This is a genomic window from Aquimarina sp. Aq107 (assembly GCF_943733665.1).
Lineage (GTDB): Bacteria > Bacteroidota > Bacteroidia > Flavobacteriales > Flavobacteriaceae > Aquimarina.
The window spans coordinates 979,606-995,238 of record NZ_OX030782.1; the positions used below are offsets into that span (position 1 = coordinate 979,606).

Sequence of the window (15,633 nt, forward strand, 5' to 3'; positions counted from 1 at the left end):
ATCTCAGTTAGGATTTCGGGGGTTGTAATTTAATTTTATTTTTGCCTATGCAAAATAACAAGGTACTTATTTTAGACTTCGGGTCACAAGTAACTCAACTTATAGGACGCCGAGTAAGAGAACTCAATATTTATTCAGAAATACATCCGTATAATAAACCTCCAAAAAATATCAGTGATTATCATGCTGTAATTTTATCGGGTAGCCCACTTTCGGTAAGAGGTGAGGATGTTGCGCATCCAGATTTATCGGAGATACAAGGAAAAAAACCATTATTGGGTATTTGTTATGGTGCTCAATATTTAGCACATTTTGGCGGTGGTCGTGTAGCAGAATCTAATACGAGAGAGTATGGTAGAGCTAATTTATCATATATAGGTAAAAATGAATTGTTTCAAAATATTTCTGAAGGTTCTCAGGTTTGGATGAGTCATAGTGATACTATTAAAGAATTGCCAACTAAAGCAACTCTTCTAGCTAGTACTGAAGATGTAGAAAATGCAGCATTTAAAATTGAAGGAGAAGAAACTTATGCAATTCAATTTCATCCGGAAGTGTACCATTCTAAGGATGGAACCCAACTTTTAGAAAACTTTTTAGTAAACATAGCTGGAATTGCACAGGATTGGACTCCGGATTCTTTTGTAGAAGAGACGGTAAAAAACCTAAAAGAACAATTAGGAAATGATAAGGTTGTTCTTGGGTTGAGTGGTGGAGTAGATTCTACTGTTGCTGCAGTATTGCTTCATAAGGCTATTGGTAGTAATCTTCATTGTATTTTTGTTAATAATGGATTGCTTCGTAAGAACGAATTTACATCTGTACTACAACAATACGAAGGCATGGGGCTCAATGTGAAAGGAGTAGATGCTTCGGCACGCTTTTTGGGTGCTCTAGCAGGAGAAAGTGATCCAGAAGGGAAAAGAAAAATAATTGGTAGAGTATTTATCGAAGTTTTTGATGATGAAGCTAACCAAATAGAAGATGCTAAGTGGTTAGCACAAGGAACAATATATCCAGATGTAATTGAATCTGTTTCTGTAAGTGGAGGCCCATCAGCTACGATTAAATCACATCATAACGTAGGAGGTTTACCTGATTTTATGAAGTTGAAAGTAGTGGAACCTTTAAAAATGTTATTTAAAGATGAGGTGCGAAGAGTTGGAGCTTCTATGGATCTTGATTCAGAATTGCTCGGACGACACCCATTTCCCGGACCTGGATTAGCAATTCGAATTTTAGGAGACATTACTCCAGAAAAAGTTAGTATTTTGCAGGAGGTTGATGCCATCTTTATAAATGGACTAAAGGATAATGGCCTGTATAATAAAGTATGGCAAGCTGGAGCAATTTTGTTACCAGTACAAAGTGTAGGTGTTATGGGAGATGAGAGAACTTATGAAAAATGTGTAGCATTAAGAGCTGTAGAGAGTACAGATGGAATGACTGCTGATTGGGTAAATTTACCGTATGAGTTTTTGCAAAAAACATCAAATGAAATAATAAATAAGGTAAAAGGCGTTAATAGAGTAGTATATGATATTAGTTCAAAACCGCCTGCAACTATAGAGTGGGAGTAATATATTTTATATATTGACACTTTGATTCGTGAAGAATCAGATCCATTAAAATTAAATCGAATGAAAAAAGTATTGTTGTTCTTTTTTGTGCTTTTTATTACCAGTGTTGGTTTTGCTCAGCAGTATAAAAGTCATAAAGTTGTTCAAGGGGAAAATGTATATAGAATTGCAAAACGATATAATACAACTCCTGAAGCAATTTATAAAATCAACCCTAATTCAAAAGAAGGGATTAAGGAAGGTCAAATTCTAGCTATACCTGTCACTAATGATGAAGAATACCAAATCCATGTAGTAGGAGAAGGAGATACTGTATTTAATCTTTCTCAAAAATATAACACTACACAAGAGGCAATTTTGAATTTAAACCCAGATGCGGTAAATGGGATTAATCTCGGACAGATTCTAAGAGTTGCGGTAATCGAAAAACCTAAAGAAGAAAATACACCTACGGAAAATGTAAGCGATCCTGTTTTAGATAGTATTAAACCGTTAGAAGAAATACGTCAGATAGTTCGTTTTAAAACCCATAAGGTTAGAAGGAAAGAGACTTTATATGGAATTGCCAAGAAATATAATATCACGATGGATGATATTAAGAAACATAATAAGAGACTATATTCAGAACAAGTTCGAAAAAGGGATAAAATTAGAATACCTGTATATGCGGAAAAAGCAGTTGTAGAAACAGATGTGCCTAAAGATTCTTTGAGTAGTAGAGTTTCTACCACTACTAAGTATATAGTGAAACCAAAGGATACGAGATATAGAATTGCTAGAAGGCATGGTATTACTGTTGGAGAATTGGGCCAATTAAATCCAGAGATGGATCCTAATTTTCCTATTGGAATGGAGATTTTGGTACCAACAACTATTTTCGTTCCCTTAAAAGAAATTATTGATGCAGACAAGTTTGAATTGTATGAAGTTCAACCAAAAGAAACAGTATATAGTATACTAAAGAGAACTGAAATTTCTTCAGACTCTTTATTTAATATGAATCCGTATTTAAGAGATGGTCTTAAAGCTGGTATGGTGATTACTCTTCCTAAAATGGGTGAAGTAGATTCTCTAGCGATTGATTTTCCAGAAAAGAAAATAGTTCCTTTGGAGAATATGCTTTCAAACTTTAAAATGAAAAAACTTGCTGTAATGTTGCCATTTGGATTAGATACACTAGATCCCAATGAAAGACAAAAAACGGAAGATTTTTTGAAGAGTAGAAAAGCAAGAGGGACAAGAGTAGCTTTAGATTTTTATAAAGGAGTTCAGATTGCGGTGGATTCTGCTAAAAGTAGAGGATTGAGTATTGATTTAACTGTTTTTGATACACAAAAGAATAATAATACAGGTCATATCAAACAGTTAATTGATCAAAATAATTTTGATGAAATGGATGTTGTGATTGGACCTCTATATCAGGCTAATGTAGAGACTGTTGCTTCAGAATTAAAGAAGTATGATACTCCGGTGATTTCTCCAATTTCTAATAGAGAATCAAAATTATATAGTAATTTTTTCCAAACGATACCGACAGACATAATGCTTCAGGATAAGCTGATAAATTATGTAGCTCAAGATTCTACGGATAAGAATATTGTTATTATCGTACAACAAGGAAAAAAGAAGCATGAGGAAGTAAAAAATAAATTGATTGCTAAATTTCCTGAAGCTAAGATAGCAAGAATAGAAGAAGGGAATTATGTATACGAAGTTCATCTTAATAAAGTATTAGCAAAGAATAAACCAAATTGGGTTTTTCTTGAGTCTGATGATGTAGCTATGATAAGTAATGTTACTCCTTTGCTTAATGCAAAGGCAGAGAGTCATCAAATCACTTTATTTACTACGGATAAACATAATGCTTTTGATGATGATAATATTAAAAATGAACATTTGTCTAAGCTACATTTACATTATCCTTCTATCGATAAGGAATTTGATAATTATGATGAAACGAGAATGACTCCTTTTGTAGCGAGATATAAAAAAGAATATGGAACTATTCCTAGTAAATATGCGGTGAGAGGTTTTGATATTACATATGATATTTTAATGCGATTAGGTTCTGCAGATGATTTGTATCATGCAGCAACTTTTGAAGGTACAACAGAGTATGTTGAGAATAAATTTAATTATGCTAAAAAGCTGTTGGGAGGCTATTATAACAAAGCTTCCTATATAATTAAATTTGATGATGAATTGAAGCTTACGGTAATAGAATAAAAATTATTTTGCCAATAATTAATTTAAAAGCTGATTTTAAAATCATTTTTTTTATTTTTAAATTCTGAATTATATTGTTTTACAGATAAAATAGTTTCGGAAAGAGATTTTTTAGTTTAGATTTTTAGGATATTTAAAGTCGTGGTATGGAAATTGATATACTCGTAGTATACAGTTTTTATAAACTACAATAAATTCGAAATTTTGGAAAAATTGTTTCGATTGGGATAGATATAAAATGTATATCTGAAGATAAATAAAATTATTTAAGCAAAAATTGTCAATACTTAGCCCCGTATTGTATATTTTAGATACTTGAATAAAAAAACAACAACTATTAGCCGGGCATAATTATTGCAATTATGGGTAAATTTTTTACTATTCTCTTAGTTTTAGTTTTTGCTAATCATGGATATGTAGAGCGTTTTTCTTATGCAGAAAAAAGTAAGTTAGATTGGTCAGATTTTAGAGGAGAACCTAAAGTCGATAGCAATTTTGATGCTAGTGTCAATACAGGAATAACTTATCAATGGTCTATAAGTAAGGATTATGGGAAAATTGAATTAAAATATGAAGTGGACAGCTTTTGTTATCCATCACTGTCGTGGGTGAAAAAAGGTCAGTCTACTAAATACCTTTTGTTACACGAACAACTCCATTTTGATATATCTGAATTGCATGCTAGGATTATGCGTAAAAAGTTAAAAGAGTATAGGCCTGGTAAAAATGTTCGTAAGGATCTTAATAAGATGTATAAGAGAGTGGAACGTATGAGGATCAATATGCAAGAGCAATATGATTTAGAAACGGATCATTCAAAAAATAAAGTAAATCAGAAGAAGTGGGAAGAAAAAGTAAAGAATTTGATGTGGTATTATAGAGCTTATTCAAAATAAATTTACACTTACTTAGCTTTTAATGGATATTGAACAATCCCAGAAAGACTTTTTAGTTAAACTAGCCAATACCAAAATGCCTTTTGGTAAATATAAAGACCGATATCTTATTGACTTACCCGAGCATTATATTGTTTGGTATCATAATAAGGGTTTTCCCAAAGGTACTCTTGGTATGCAGATGCAAACGGTTTACGAACTTAAGCTAAATGGTCTTGAATACTTGATAAGAAATATCAGAAAACTTTAGAAAATTGTTTATTATAAAACCTCTAATTATAAGTACAGTAAACTATAAAAGATTAGATAAAAAAATGCAGCAAATACATTATACTTGCTGCATTTTTTTATAATATAGAATATGCTATGAAGCAGTTGCTTCAGCCTTATTAAATATATTTACATCTACCTGATTTTTGGTAAGATCTTCAAAAGTTTCGTGTTTACGAATCAAATGTGCTTTGTTATTATGCCAAAGAACTTCTGCTGGGCGGAAACGAGAATTATAGTTACTGGCCATTGAGAAACAATAAGCACCTGCATTTTTAAAAGCAATAATGTCACCTTCTGTAATTTCAGAAATTCGTCTATTGGTAGCAAATGTATCCGTTTCACATATATAGCCTACTATGGAATAAAAACGTTCTCTACCAGTTTGATTTGACACGTTAACAATTTCGTGATGAGAATTGTAAAACATAGGTCTTATTAAATGGTTAAAACCACTATCGATTCCTGCAAAAACAGTAGAAGTAGTTTGTTTTACTACATTAACTTTTGCAAGAAAATATCCAGCTTCACTAACCAAAAATTTTCCTGGTTCAAAACCAAGAGTTAATTCTTTTCCATATTCCTTACAAAAGGTATTAAAGCGCTTTGTTAGTTTTTTTCCAAATTCTTCTATATTAGTTTCAATATCTCCTTCTTTATAAGGAACTTTAAAACCACTACCAAAATCTATAAAATCTAAATTTGTGAAGTTTTTAGCGGTTTCAAAAAGGATTTCACTAGCATATAAGAATACATCAACATCAAGAATATCACTACCAGTATGCATATGGATACCATTGATATTCATACCTGTGTTTTCTACAATTCTTAGAATATGTGGAATTTGATGGATAGATATTCCAAATTTACTATCAATATGACCGACTGAGATTTTGCTATTTCCTCCTGCCATAACATGCGGATTAATTCTAATACAAACAGGTACGTCTGGATGTTTTGTTCCGAATTGCTCCAGTATAGATAAGTTGTCAATATTTATCTGTACACCCATTTCAGAAACTTTCTCAATCTCTTCTAAGGACACACCATTAGGAGTAAATATAATATTGGCTGGTTCTACACCTGCTAATAAACCTAATTTAACCTCTTGTATGGATACAGTGTCTAATCCAGCACCTAATGAATTCATTAGTTTTAAAATCGCAAGATTAGACAATGCCTTGACAGCATAGTTAAGTTTAACGTGTTTCACCTGTTTAAAAGCGTTTGTTAGGCGTTCATATTGTGAAACAATTTTTTCGGAGTCATAAACATATATAGGACTCCCAAACTCTTCTGCGATTGCTAATAAATTTGCGTTTTCCATGGTAATTAAATTAAGCTTACGAAATTACTATTTTTGCTATAAATTTCCTCTAAGCGCCGCGTAATTAGTATAAAATTATGTAATCCTAAAAAAAATAAGCTTCAAATAACGAATTTTTACTTTTTGAACAGATATCATACATATTGTAGTAGTTTATTTAGTATTTTTAAATAAAAAAATGTTAGCACTCTTTCCTTTACAAATGGTTGTATATCCAGGCGAACGATTGCCTCTCCATATCTTTGAAAAGAGATATCAACAGTTGATTGCTGATTGTGAAGAAGAAGGTATCTCTTTTGGAGTGCCAACTTTTATTGATAAAAAGCTTGAATATGGCACAGAAGTTACTCTGCAAAAAGTAGAGAAAAGATATCCTGATGGAGGTAGCGATGTGGTATGTTTAGGTACTAGAGTATTTAAAATTGATAGTTTTCTTCCCAAACTTCCTGGTAAACTATATGCAGGTGGAGAAGTACAATATTTGGAAGATAATGAAAATGGTATAGAGGAGTTACAAGAAGAATTATTAAAAAACATAGCAATTTTATACGTAGAGTTAACTATAGAAAAACCTCCAGTATTCAATATACCATTTATAAGTTACCAAGTAGCACATAAGGTAGGCTTAGCATTACATCAAGAATATCATTTGTTAAAATTGAGAAGTGAATTAGAACGACTTAATTATCTTATTGGACATTTAAAAATTACAATTCCGGTAGTTAGGGAAATGAATAGGGCTAAAGAAGTAATTAAAATGAATGGACATTTTAAGAATTTTGACCCTTTAGATTTTGAAGATTTTAAATTATAAGTTATTCATAATTCGAATTCAACTAAATTTTTATGTTATTTTTTGGGATAATATAAGAGCTCCTATTATATAACTTTTTTTACCAGAAAAGATTGGCACAGTAACTTCACTTTTCCTATTTTTGAAACTCCTATTCAAAAGGCAAAAAATAAGACTATGAACTTACACGAATATCAGGGTAAAGAGATATTAAGTAGCTTTGGTGTGCGCATCCAGCGAGGTATTGTTGCACAGAATGCTAAAGAAGCAGTTGCTGCTGCAAAACAATTAACGGCAGAAACAGGTACTGGGTGGCATGTGATTAAGGCACAAGTACACGCCGGTGGTAGAGGAAAAGGTGGAGGTGTGAAACTTGCTAAAAATCTTCAAGAAGTTGAGGATATAGCAGGGCAGATCATTGGGATGAATTTGATAACTCCTCAAACATCTGCAGAAGGAAAAAAAGTACACCAAGTATTAGTTGCAGAAGATGTATATTATCCTGGAGATAGTGAACCGGACGAATTTTATATTTCTGTATTATTAAATCGTACTACGGGTCGTAATATGGTGATGTATTCTACAGAAGGTGGAATGGATATTGAAACGGTTGCAGAGGAAACTCCACATTTAATATTTACAGAAGAAATTGATCCTGCAGTAGGATTATTACCTTTTCAAGCAAGACGTGTAGCATTTAACTTAGGGTTAAGTGGTGCTGCGTTTAAAGAAATGACCAAGTTTGTAATGGCCTTGTATACTGCATATGTAAAATCTGATTCTTCAATGTTTGAGATCAATCCTGTTTTAAAAACAAGTGATGATAAGATCATGGCAGTGGATGCTAAGGTTACTATTGATGATAATGCATTATATCGTCATAAGAACTATGTGGATATGAGAGATATTAGAGAAGAAAATCCAATCGAAGTTGAAGCGAATGAAGTAGGACTTAACTATGTAGATCTAGATGGTAATGTTGGGTGTATGGTAAATGGTGCTGGTCTTGCAATGGCAACAATGGATTTAATTAAGCAAGCTGGTGGAGAACCTGCAAATTTCCTTGATGTTGGAGGTACAGCAGATGCTAAACGTGTAGAAGAAGCTTTTAGAATTATTCTTAAAGATGAGAACGTGAAAGCAATTTTGATCAATATCTTTGGAGGAATTGTTCGTTGTGACCGAGTAGCACAAGGAGTAGTTGATGCCTATAAAAATATGGGTGATGCTATCAATGTTCCTATTATAGTTCGTTTGCAAGGTACCAACGCAGATATTGCTAAAGAATTAATAGATAATAGTGGATTAGATGTACAGAGTGCAGTACAGTTTCAAGAAGCTGCTGATAAAGTACAAGCAGTACTTGCATAATTTATATAAATAAATTTATACAATATTTTGAAGCGATCCATTATTTGGATCGCTTCTTTTTTTTAGATAAAAACATACTGTTATGAATAAGGAAGTAGGAAAAATAGTTGAAAAATTAGAAATGAAATCACATCCTGAAGGAGGATTTTATAAAGAGACATATAGAAGTGAAGGAGTTATTCCTAAAGATGTTTTAGCAGGAGATTTCTCTGGAGACAGGAACTATTGTACAGGTATTTATTTTTTATTGACATCAGATAATTTTTCTGCCTTTCATAAAATAAAGCAAGATGAGATGTGGCATTACTATGCTGGGAGTTCATTGTATGTTCATGTAATAACTCCAGAAGGAAAATATATTAAGTATGTCGTAGGAATGAATTTAGATCAAGGAGAATCACCACAATTAGTTGTTCCTGCTAACAGTTGGTTTGCCTCTAGTGTAAAAGATAATCAAGGGTATTCTTTTGTCGGATGTACCGTATCACCAGGATTTGATTTTGATGATTTTGTGTTAGCAGAAAGAAACTTTTTAATAAAACAGTATCCGGATCACTCAGAGATAATTTCAAAATATACACGTCAGTAATTTTATTAAGTTAATAAAGTAGTCTTTTTAAGGTTTTGATTGTTAAATAGTCTGATTTTAAATTAGAAGAAAACACTAGCTAAAACTATTGAAAGGAGTATAAATTATGTACTTTTATTTAATAGTCATAAAATTGCTTATAACAAGTTTTTATAGATGTATTAGATAGTTACTTGATATACTTTTTTATAACCATTATTAGAATATTATAAATACAAGAAATAAGAATATGATACCTGAAATAGAGAAATCATTAAATGACCAAGTACAATATGAAGCTACAGCATCTGCTCAATATCTTTCAATGGCTTGTTGGGCTGATGTAAATGGTTACAATGGTATAGCAGATTTTTTTTATACCCAATCAGAAGAAGAACGCGTACATATGACTAAATTAGTCAAATTCATTAATGAAAGAAATGGAGAAGCCGTAATTCCTGCTATCGAAAAACCTAGAAATGATTTTAAATCACTAAGGGAGTTGTTCGAAATCTTCCTAGAAAGTGAAGAGTTTGTAACTGCACAAATTAATAATGTTATTTTTCAATGTTTAGAACATAAGGATTATAATGTACATAATTTTATGCAGTGGTATGTAGCAGAACAATTAGAAGAAGAAGCTGTAGCAAGAACATTATTAGATAAATTAAAGATTATTGGTGATGATAAATCAGGGCATTATTTGTTCGATAGAGATATCAATACTTTTCAGATAAGTAATTCGCAAGAAGAATAGATAACTGTTTGTTAATAAGTCACTAAATAAAAATTAAAGATTCTTTTTTTGAGAGTCTTTTTTTTATATTTTTGCGCTTTATTTAGATTCAATAAAAATTAAATAATAGTGCAAAGTTCCGGTATTCCATCTTTATATTCACCTTGTGCTTCATTAAATTGTGAAGTTAGTTGTGGAGGCAAAAAGAAAAAGTGTTGTAAAAAATACAAGAAGAAAGGTAAATCTAATTGTAAAAGATGTCCAAAACTTTAGATGGACTTTAAAATATATAAATTCTATATAAGCACGCAATAGCGTGCTTTTTTGTTTTAATAAGAAAGAAGATGTTTATCTGTACTTTTTTAATATAGTTTATCTAAATGTTGCTAAATAGAGTTTAGTGAGTTAGTTCTTTTTGAGGATTGAAAAATAAATGAAAATTTATGAACTAAAAGATTGATAGATCCTTGGGGTTTTGCCAATCTTTTTTAGATTTGTATATCTCCCAGATTGTTAGTTTTACCAGCCTACATATAACTAGTTTTTTTATGATAAGATATGTAGTATTATTCTGTGCATTTATTACAAGTGTAGTAACCGCACAAGAAAGTGAGTTTAATAAATTACTTGAGGTGTTTAATGAACAGAATAAAGAAATTCCAGTCGATCTGGCTTTAAAGTATTTTGATTTTAAATCTACAGAAAGAGCAAATGCTTTATTGACAGGAAAAGTAATTGTTAAGACGGATAATTATGTTATCCTGTCAACTATAATGAGCTGTAATGTAGGAGTAAGTTGCGAGCAATCTTCTATTACTTCATTTACTCCTCTTGGTGATAGAGTTAATACTATTTCATTCGAGAGGAAAATAGCTGATTGCTCTTTTGATGATTCAAGAATGTCAGTTTTCGTATCTAATAATTTGTTGGTTTTTAAGGAGGTTAGAGAAAAATTGGATTGTATTGGAGATGGTAAACAAATTGGAATAAAAATGTGGTTAGAATTTCAACCAATAAAAGAAGATGGGACTTTTTCTAAACCTTATACAGATTTAAAAGCAGTAGAGAGGGAGAATTATATATTTTCTCATCGAGTTTTTACTGTAGAGGAGTTAAATGGTAAAACAGAAGAAGAATTAGCAATTATTAAAAATGAGATTTTTGCTTCGCACGGATATATGTTTACTAAAAAGAAGTGGCAGGATTATTTCGAATCTAAATCTTGGTATTTACCGTCAGGTACTGATGCAGCTGATAAGTTAACTGCTATAGAAAGAAAGAATGTGGAATTAATTTTGAGTCTTATACAATGAGATCACTCTTATTAATGATTTTTTTGTTATGTTCTGCGTTATCTTTTGGTAAGGTAAGAACGATTCATGTTTTTGTAGCTCTTTGTGATAACCTTAATCAAGGTATTGTTCCCGTACCAAAAGCAATTGGAAATGGTCAGGACCCTAAAAATAACCTCTATTGGGGAGCTGGGTATGGTGTAAAAACATTTTTTAAACGCAAAACAAAAGATTGGCAACTAGTTAGAGCTATTCCATCTAAGGATCCCCATATTTTAGAAAGGTTATTGTTTAAACATATTAGTAAGGATGTTTATATGTTAGCGGACGCTTATGACGGTGCTAGAATCAAACAGAGTATAGAACACTTTTTGAAATCATCTAATGAACAGATGCTTTTACAAATTGCTGAAAAAAATATGACTTTAGATTTTGGAGGAGGAGCTGATTTATTGGCGTATGTTGGTCATGATGGTTTGATGGATTTTAGCGTGGATGTTAATTATAAAGAATCTGTTGCTAATCCTAAGGATGTTATCATTCTGGCCTGCTATAGCAAAAGTTATTTCTCTCCAGAAATAAGAAAAGCAAAAGCTATTCCCGTATTATGGACCACCCATTTGATGGCACCAGAAGCATATACATTAAAAGCAGCAATAGACGGATGGATTAGGAATGAATCTGGTAAACAGATTGATGAAAGAGCTGCACAATCATATCATAAATATCAAAAATGTGGTATTAGAGGAGCCAGAAATCTATTTACAACAGGTTTTTAGGTTTAAAGTATACCTTTACAGTACTTATACAAGTATACCATAAACCACTAAAAACATTTCCCTTTTTTCAGGGGATTGGTTCTTTTCTATTAGTTATATCTTTGAGTATAATAGGCTAGAAGATGTTTTGTTTTTTAACAAGACTCTTTTTTTGCCTATATTTCTAATATGAATGTAACTACGTTATTTTCATTTTATAACTAAACAACCATGGCTGACAATCAAAAGTATATTAATGATTTGCTTGAAAAAATAGCAATTTTATCTAATAAACAAGAGGTCTTTCGGAGAGAAATTTTGAATCTTAAAAATGAGGTTCTTCGTTTTAAAAATGAAGAAGAACAAAAGAAAACTCAAGTAACCGAAGATACGATAACTGCTCCTGTTATTAAACCAGTGTTAAAAGAGGTAGAAGATAAAGTTGAAATAAAAGAGCCTTTGTCACAAAAACAACCGGAGGTGTCATTTTCTCAGCCTAAGGTTAAGCGAGATGTAAAGCCAAAAGGGAAGTCTAATTTAGAAAAGTTTATTGGAGAGAATCTTATAAGTAAGGTAGGAGTTATTATTCTGATTATAGGAGTTGCTATTGGTGCAAAATATTCTATAGATAATGAACTGATTAGCCCATTGACACGAATTATATTGGGATATCTTACCGGAATCGGTTTGATTGGTGTAGGGATGAAGCTAAAAAAGAAGTATGAGAATTTTAGTGCTGTTTTGGTAAGTGGAGCAATGGCTATATTATATTTTATTACTTTTCTTGCTTATAGCTTATATGGTCTTATCCCGCAAATGTTTACGTTTGGATTAATGGTGATATTTACAATTTTCACTGTATTTGCGGCCATACAATATAATAAACAGGTCATAGCACATATTGGACTAGTTGGTGCTTATGCAGTTCCATTTTTATTAAGTGATGGATCAGGAAAAGTAGCCGTTTTATTTAGTTATATGGCGATTATTAATGTAGGGATCTTAATCATATCTTTTAAAAAATACTGGAAACTTTTATATTATTCTTCCTTCATACTTACGTGGTTAATTTATTTTAGTTGGTATGCAATGGATTATGCAACGGAGGTTCATTTTGGATTAGCTTTTACCTTTTTGTTAGTGTTTTTTATCACATTTTATTTCATGTTCCTTGTATATAAATTAAATAGAAAAGAAAAATTTGGTACAGGAGATGTTATACTTCAGTTGATTAATGCATTTGTTTTTTATGGAATTGGTTTTTCTATGTTGAGTTACCATGAAATTGGATCACAGTTATTAGGCGTATTTACATTAGCAAATGCCATAATACATTTTGTTGTCAGTGTGATAATCTATAGATTAAAATTAGCGGATCGAAATTTATTTTACTTTAGTTCTGGAATGGTATTGGTCTTTATCAGTATTGCATTTCCAGTTCAGTTAGACGGAAATTGGGTAACCTTGCTTTGGGCTGCTGAAGCAGCATTGTTATTTTGGATAGGAAGGACTAAAAAAGTACCTATTTATGAAAAACTAGCATATCCAGTTATTGCCTTAACATTTTTTAGCTTAATTCAGGATTGGTGGATGTATTATGCAGAATATGCCTATATGCCTGGTACTGATGAAATTTCAGTAATTCCGTTTTTTAATATTTCAGTACTTACCTCACTACTGTGTGCGGCCTCTTTTGGATATATTCTCTTTTTACATCGTAGTGAGAATCATCCTTTTCCTTGGTTAAAATATAAGACTTGGTATCAGTTAATCTCCCTTTGGATATCAGCGATGTTTCTGTTTGTCTTGTATATGACTTTTTTCTTAGAGATTATTGATTATTGGGGTAGTTTAGATAGTAATCAAGAAGATTTTATGGGAATTTGGTTAATTAATTACACCTTAGCTTTCTTATCAATTTTATCTTTTGTAAATATTAAAAAGATTAAGAATGTAGTTTTTGGTTATATTAATATTGCGCTCAATATGTTTGCATTATTGATGTTTTTAACCTCTGGATTGTATTTACTGAGTGAATTGCGAGAAAGTTATTTGGATCCTACCTTGTTAGCATCAGGTGAAGCAGGATTGTATCATATAGGTATTCGATATATTTCATTAGTATTTTGTGTTTTATTATTAATAGCTAGTTATAAATATGTTAGACAAGGTTTTCTAAAAGGTGTTTTTACAATAGCTTTTGATGTTATTTTGCAGATTGCTATAATCTGGTTGTTGAGTAGTGAATTAATCCATTGGTTAGATATGGCTGGTTATACCTCTTCAGATAAATTAGGACTAAGTATTCTTTGGGGAATATATTCTTTATTGTTAATCGTTTTAGGATTTTGGAAAAAAATAAAGCATATACGAATAATAGCTTTTATACTTTTTGGAGTCACACTCATAAAATTGTTTTTATATGATATAGCACATTTAAATACGATCTCTAAAACAATTGTATTTGTATCACTTGGTCTATTATTGCTTATTATTTCTTTCTTATACAATAAATACAAACATATTATTACAGATGAGGTTAAAGATTAATATTGTACAGTGGGTATTGTTCTTAATTTGTTTACAAACTTATGCCCAAATTGATAAGTATACCTACAAAAAAGAATTATTGAACGTGTCTGATGATTGGCACACTATTGTATTGCCAGATGAGATTTTTAAAAATGTATCTTCTGATCTTTCAGATATAAGAATTTATGGTATTACTAAGGAAAATGATACTGTAGAGGCGCCATATCTTTTAGAACAAAAGAAGCCTAAAATATCAAGTAAAAATGTCGGATTTAAATATGTTAATAAATCTACTACAGATAAAGGTTCATTTATCACTTTTAAAGTTACGTTAGATGCTATAATTAATCAAGTTCAGTTATCTTTTGAACAAGACAATTTTGATAGGTTAATAAAAGTAGAAGGGAGTCAAAACCTAAAAGATTGGTATACTATTATAGATGATTATCGTGTGTTGTCTGTTAACAATGAATTGACGAAGTATTCATTTACAACCCTAAAGTTCCCTGATTCTAAGTATACATATTATAGAGTTTTTGTTAAAGGTAAAGATGCACCTGATGTAAAAAAGGCTGAGATTACCTTAAAAGAAAAACAAGAAGGTAGTTACAAGAAATTTACTGTTAAGACAACGGAAATTATAGAACAAAATAAAAATACAATAATTACTATTGATTTAGGAATGCCTGTTCCTGTAAGTCATATAAAAATTAAGACTAAGAATACTTTCGATTATTACAGGCCTTTTCGAGTGAAATATCTTAGAGATAGTATCCAGAGAGAAAGCGGATGGAAATATGATTATCAAAATATTACCTCAGGAGTTCTAAATTCTATCGAAGAAAATGAATTTAACTTTTATAGTACAATTACTAATAAGATAAGAATAATTGTCAATAATCAGGATAATGAACCATTAGATATTGATGAGGTTGTAGTTAAAGGATTTGATTATGAGTTGATTACTAGATTTAGTGCCTCTGCTAATTATTTTCTGACTTATGGTAATGAAGATGTGAATAAACCATCCTATGATCTTCAGTACATGAAAGAAAGAGTTCCAGAAAAATTAGTAAAAATTCAATTAGGGCCAGAACAAATAATTCCTAAAAACCAAGAGAGAACCGTGGAACCACTCTTTAAAAATAAAGTTTGGTTGTGGGCTATAATGTTTGTTGTTATTGCGTTGTTGGGAGGGTTTACATTGATGATGATGAAAAAAAAGTAATTTTTTTCAAAAAGGCTGTCCAAATATTCTTAATCACTTCGTCATAGAATCATATA

General features: G+C 31.1%; 13 protein-coding genes. 12 read left to right on the top strand and 1 reads right to left on the bottom strand.

Annotation, left to right across the window (positions count from 1 at the left end; genetic code table 11):
* Nucleotides 1–47 precede the first annotated feature (47 nt).
* The 4 genes from guaA (at nt 48) to NMK29_RS03915 (ending at nt 4,952) form a co-directional block, all read left to right on the top strand.
* Nucleotides 48–1,580, top strand: a complete 1,533-nt coding sequence (gene guaA, locus NMK29_RS03900; protein WP_108801666.1) for a glutamine-hydrolyzing GMP synthase — start codon at nt 48–50, stop codon at nt 1,578–1,580.
* Nucleotides 1,581–1,640: 60 nt separating this feature from the next.
* Nucleotides 1,641–3,806 carry a LysM peptidoglycan-binding domain-containing protein gene (locus NMK29_RS03905; protein WP_159092069.1) on the top strand — a complete coding sequence of 722 codons (2,166 nt, stop codon included), beginning with the start codon at nt 1,641–1,643 and terminating at the stop codon, nt 3,804–3,806.
* A 362-nt stretch (nt 3,807–4,168) separates the two neighbouring features.
* Nucleotides 4,169–4,702 carry a DUF922 domain-containing protein gene (locus NMK29_RS03910; protein WP_108801668.1) on the top strand — a complete coding sequence of 178 codons (534 nt, stop codon included), beginning with the start codon at nt 4,169–4,171 and terminating at the stop codon, nt 4,700–4,702.
* Nucleotides 4,703–4,724: 22 nt separating this feature from the next.
* Nucleotides 4,725–4,952 (top strand): DUF3820 family protein, encoded by a 228-nt coding sequence (locus tag NMK29_RS03915; RefSeq protein WP_108801669.1) that lies wholly within the window; start codon nt 4,725–4,727, stop codon nt 4,950–4,952.
* Between the two features lie 114 nt (nt 4,953–5,066).
* Here NMK29_RS03915 and lysA read toward each other — a convergent pair whose 3' ends face one another.
* A complete protein-coding gene (gene lysA, locus NMK29_RS03920; RefSeq protein ID WP_108801670.1) occupies nt 5,067–6,299 on the bottom strand; it encodes a diaminopimelate decarboxylase in 1,233 nt (410 codons plus the stop codon).
* Between the two features lie 178 nt (nt 6,300–6,477).
* Here lysA and NMK29_RS03925 point away from each other — a divergent pair, with 178 nt between their 5' ends.
* From NMK29_RS03925 to NMK29_RS03960, 8 genes are all read left to right on the top strand, one after another.
* Entirely contained in the window at nt 6,478–7,113 is a 636-nt protein-coding gene (locus NMK29_RS03925; protein ID WP_108801671.1) for an LON peptidase substrate-binding domain-containing protein, read from the top strand.
* A 156-nt stretch (nt 7,114–7,269) separates the two neighbouring features.
* Nucleotides 7,270–8,463, top strand: coding sequence for an ADP-forming succinate--CoA ligase subunit beta (gene sucC, locus NMK29_RS03930; protein WP_108801672.1), 1,194 nt, complete (start codon nt 7,270–7,272; stop codon nt 8,461–8,463).
* An 82-nt stretch (nt 8,464–8,545) separates the two neighbouring features.
* Nucleotides 8,546–9,052: a cupin domain-containing protein gene (locus NMK29_RS03935; protein WP_108801673.1), complete on the top strand. Its 507-nt coding sequence runs from the start codon at nt 8,546–8,548 to the stop codon at nt 9,050–9,052.
* Between the two features lie 229 nt (nt 9,053–9,281).
* Nucleotides 9,282–9,788, top strand: a complete 507-nt coding sequence (locus NMK29_RS03940; RefSeq protein ID WP_027395554.1) for a ferritin — start codon at nt 9,282–9,284, stop codon at nt 9,786–9,788.
* Nucleotides 9,789–10,315: 527 nt separating this feature from the next.
* Complete coding sequence (locus NMK29_RS03945) at nt 10,316–11,080, top strand: YARHG domain-containing protein (RefSeq protein ID WP_108801674.1); 765 nt, start codon at nt 10,316–10,318, stop codon at nt 11,078–11,080.
* Nucleotides 11,077–11,838: a hypothetical protein gene (locus NMK29_RS03950; protein ID WP_108801675.1), complete on the top strand. Its 762-nt coding sequence runs from the start codon at nt 11,077–11,079 to the stop codon at nt 11,836–11,838. Before NMK29_RS03945 ends, NMK29_RS03950 begins: the two co-directional genes overlap by 4 nt.
* A gap of 210 nt (nt 11,839–12,048) precedes the next feature.
* Nucleotides 12,049–14,367, top strand: a complete 2,319-nt coding sequence (locus tag NMK29_RS03955) for a DUF2339 domain-containing protein (protein ID WP_108801676.1) — start codon at nt 12,049–12,051, stop codon at nt 14,365–14,367.
* A complete protein-coding gene (locus tag NMK29_RS03960) occupies nt 14,351–15,577 on the top strand; it encodes a DUF3999 family protein (RefSeq protein WP_108801677.1) in 1,227 nt (408 codons plus the stop codon). The genes NMK29_RS03955 and NMK29_RS03960 overlap by 17 nt, the downstream gene beginning before the upstream one ends.
* The last annotated feature ends 56 nt before the right edge of the window (nt 15,578–15,633 follow it).

Excerpts from the sequence above, each read along its gene's own strand:
- sucC (WP_108801672.1), top strand. The coding sequence starts at position 7,270 with ATGAACTTACACGAATATCAGGGTAAAGAGATATTAAGTAGCTTTGGT.
- guaA (WP_108801666.1), top strand. The coding sequence starts at position 48 with ATGCAAAATAACAAGGTACTTATTTTAGACTTCGGGTCACAAGTAACT.
- NMK29_RS03955 (WP_108801676.1), top strand. The coding sequence starts at position 12,049 with ATGGCTGACAATCAAAAGTATATTAATGATTTGCTTGAAAAAATAGCA.
- lysA (WP_108801670.1), bottom strand. The coding sequence starts at position 6,299 with ATGGAAAACGCAAATTTATTAGCAATCGCAGAAGAGTTTGGGAGTCCT.
- NMK29_RS03910 (WP_108801668.1), top strand. The coding sequence starts at position 4,169 with ATGGGTAAATTTTTTACTATTCTCTTAGTTTTAGTTTTTGCTAATCAT.
- NMK29_RS03915 (WP_108801669.1), top strand. The coding sequence starts at position 4,725 with ATGGATATTGAACAATCCCAGAAAGACTTTTTAGTTAAACTAGCCAAT.
- NMK29_RS03905 (WP_159092069.1), top strand. The coding sequence starts at position 1,641 with ATGAAAAAAGTATTGTTGTTCTTTTTTGTGCTTTTTATTACCAGTGTT.
- NMK29_RS03950 (WP_108801675.1), top strand. The coding sequence starts at position 11,077 with ATGAGATCACTCTTATTAATGATTTTTTTGTTATGTTCTGCGTTATCT.
- NMK29_RS03945 (WP_108801674.1), top strand. The coding sequence starts at position 10,316 with ATGATAAGATATGTAGTATTATTCTGTGCATTTATTACAAGTGTAGTA.
- NMK29_RS03940 (WP_027395554.1), top strand. The coding sequence starts at position 9,282 with ATGATACCTGAAATAGAGAAATCATTAAATGACCAAGTACAATATGAA.
- NMK29_RS03925 (WP_108801671.1), top strand. The coding sequence starts at position 6,478 with ATGTTAGCACTCTTTCCTTTACAAATGGTTGTATATCCAGGCGAACGA.
- NMK29_RS03960 (WP_108801677.1), top strand. The coding sequence starts at position 14,351 with ATGAGGTTAAAGATTAATATTGTACAGTGGGTATTGTTCTTAATTTGT.
- NMK29_RS03935 (WP_108801673.1), top strand. The coding sequence starts at position 8,546 with ATGAATAAGGAAGTAGGAAAAATAGTTGAAAAATTAGAAATGAAATCA.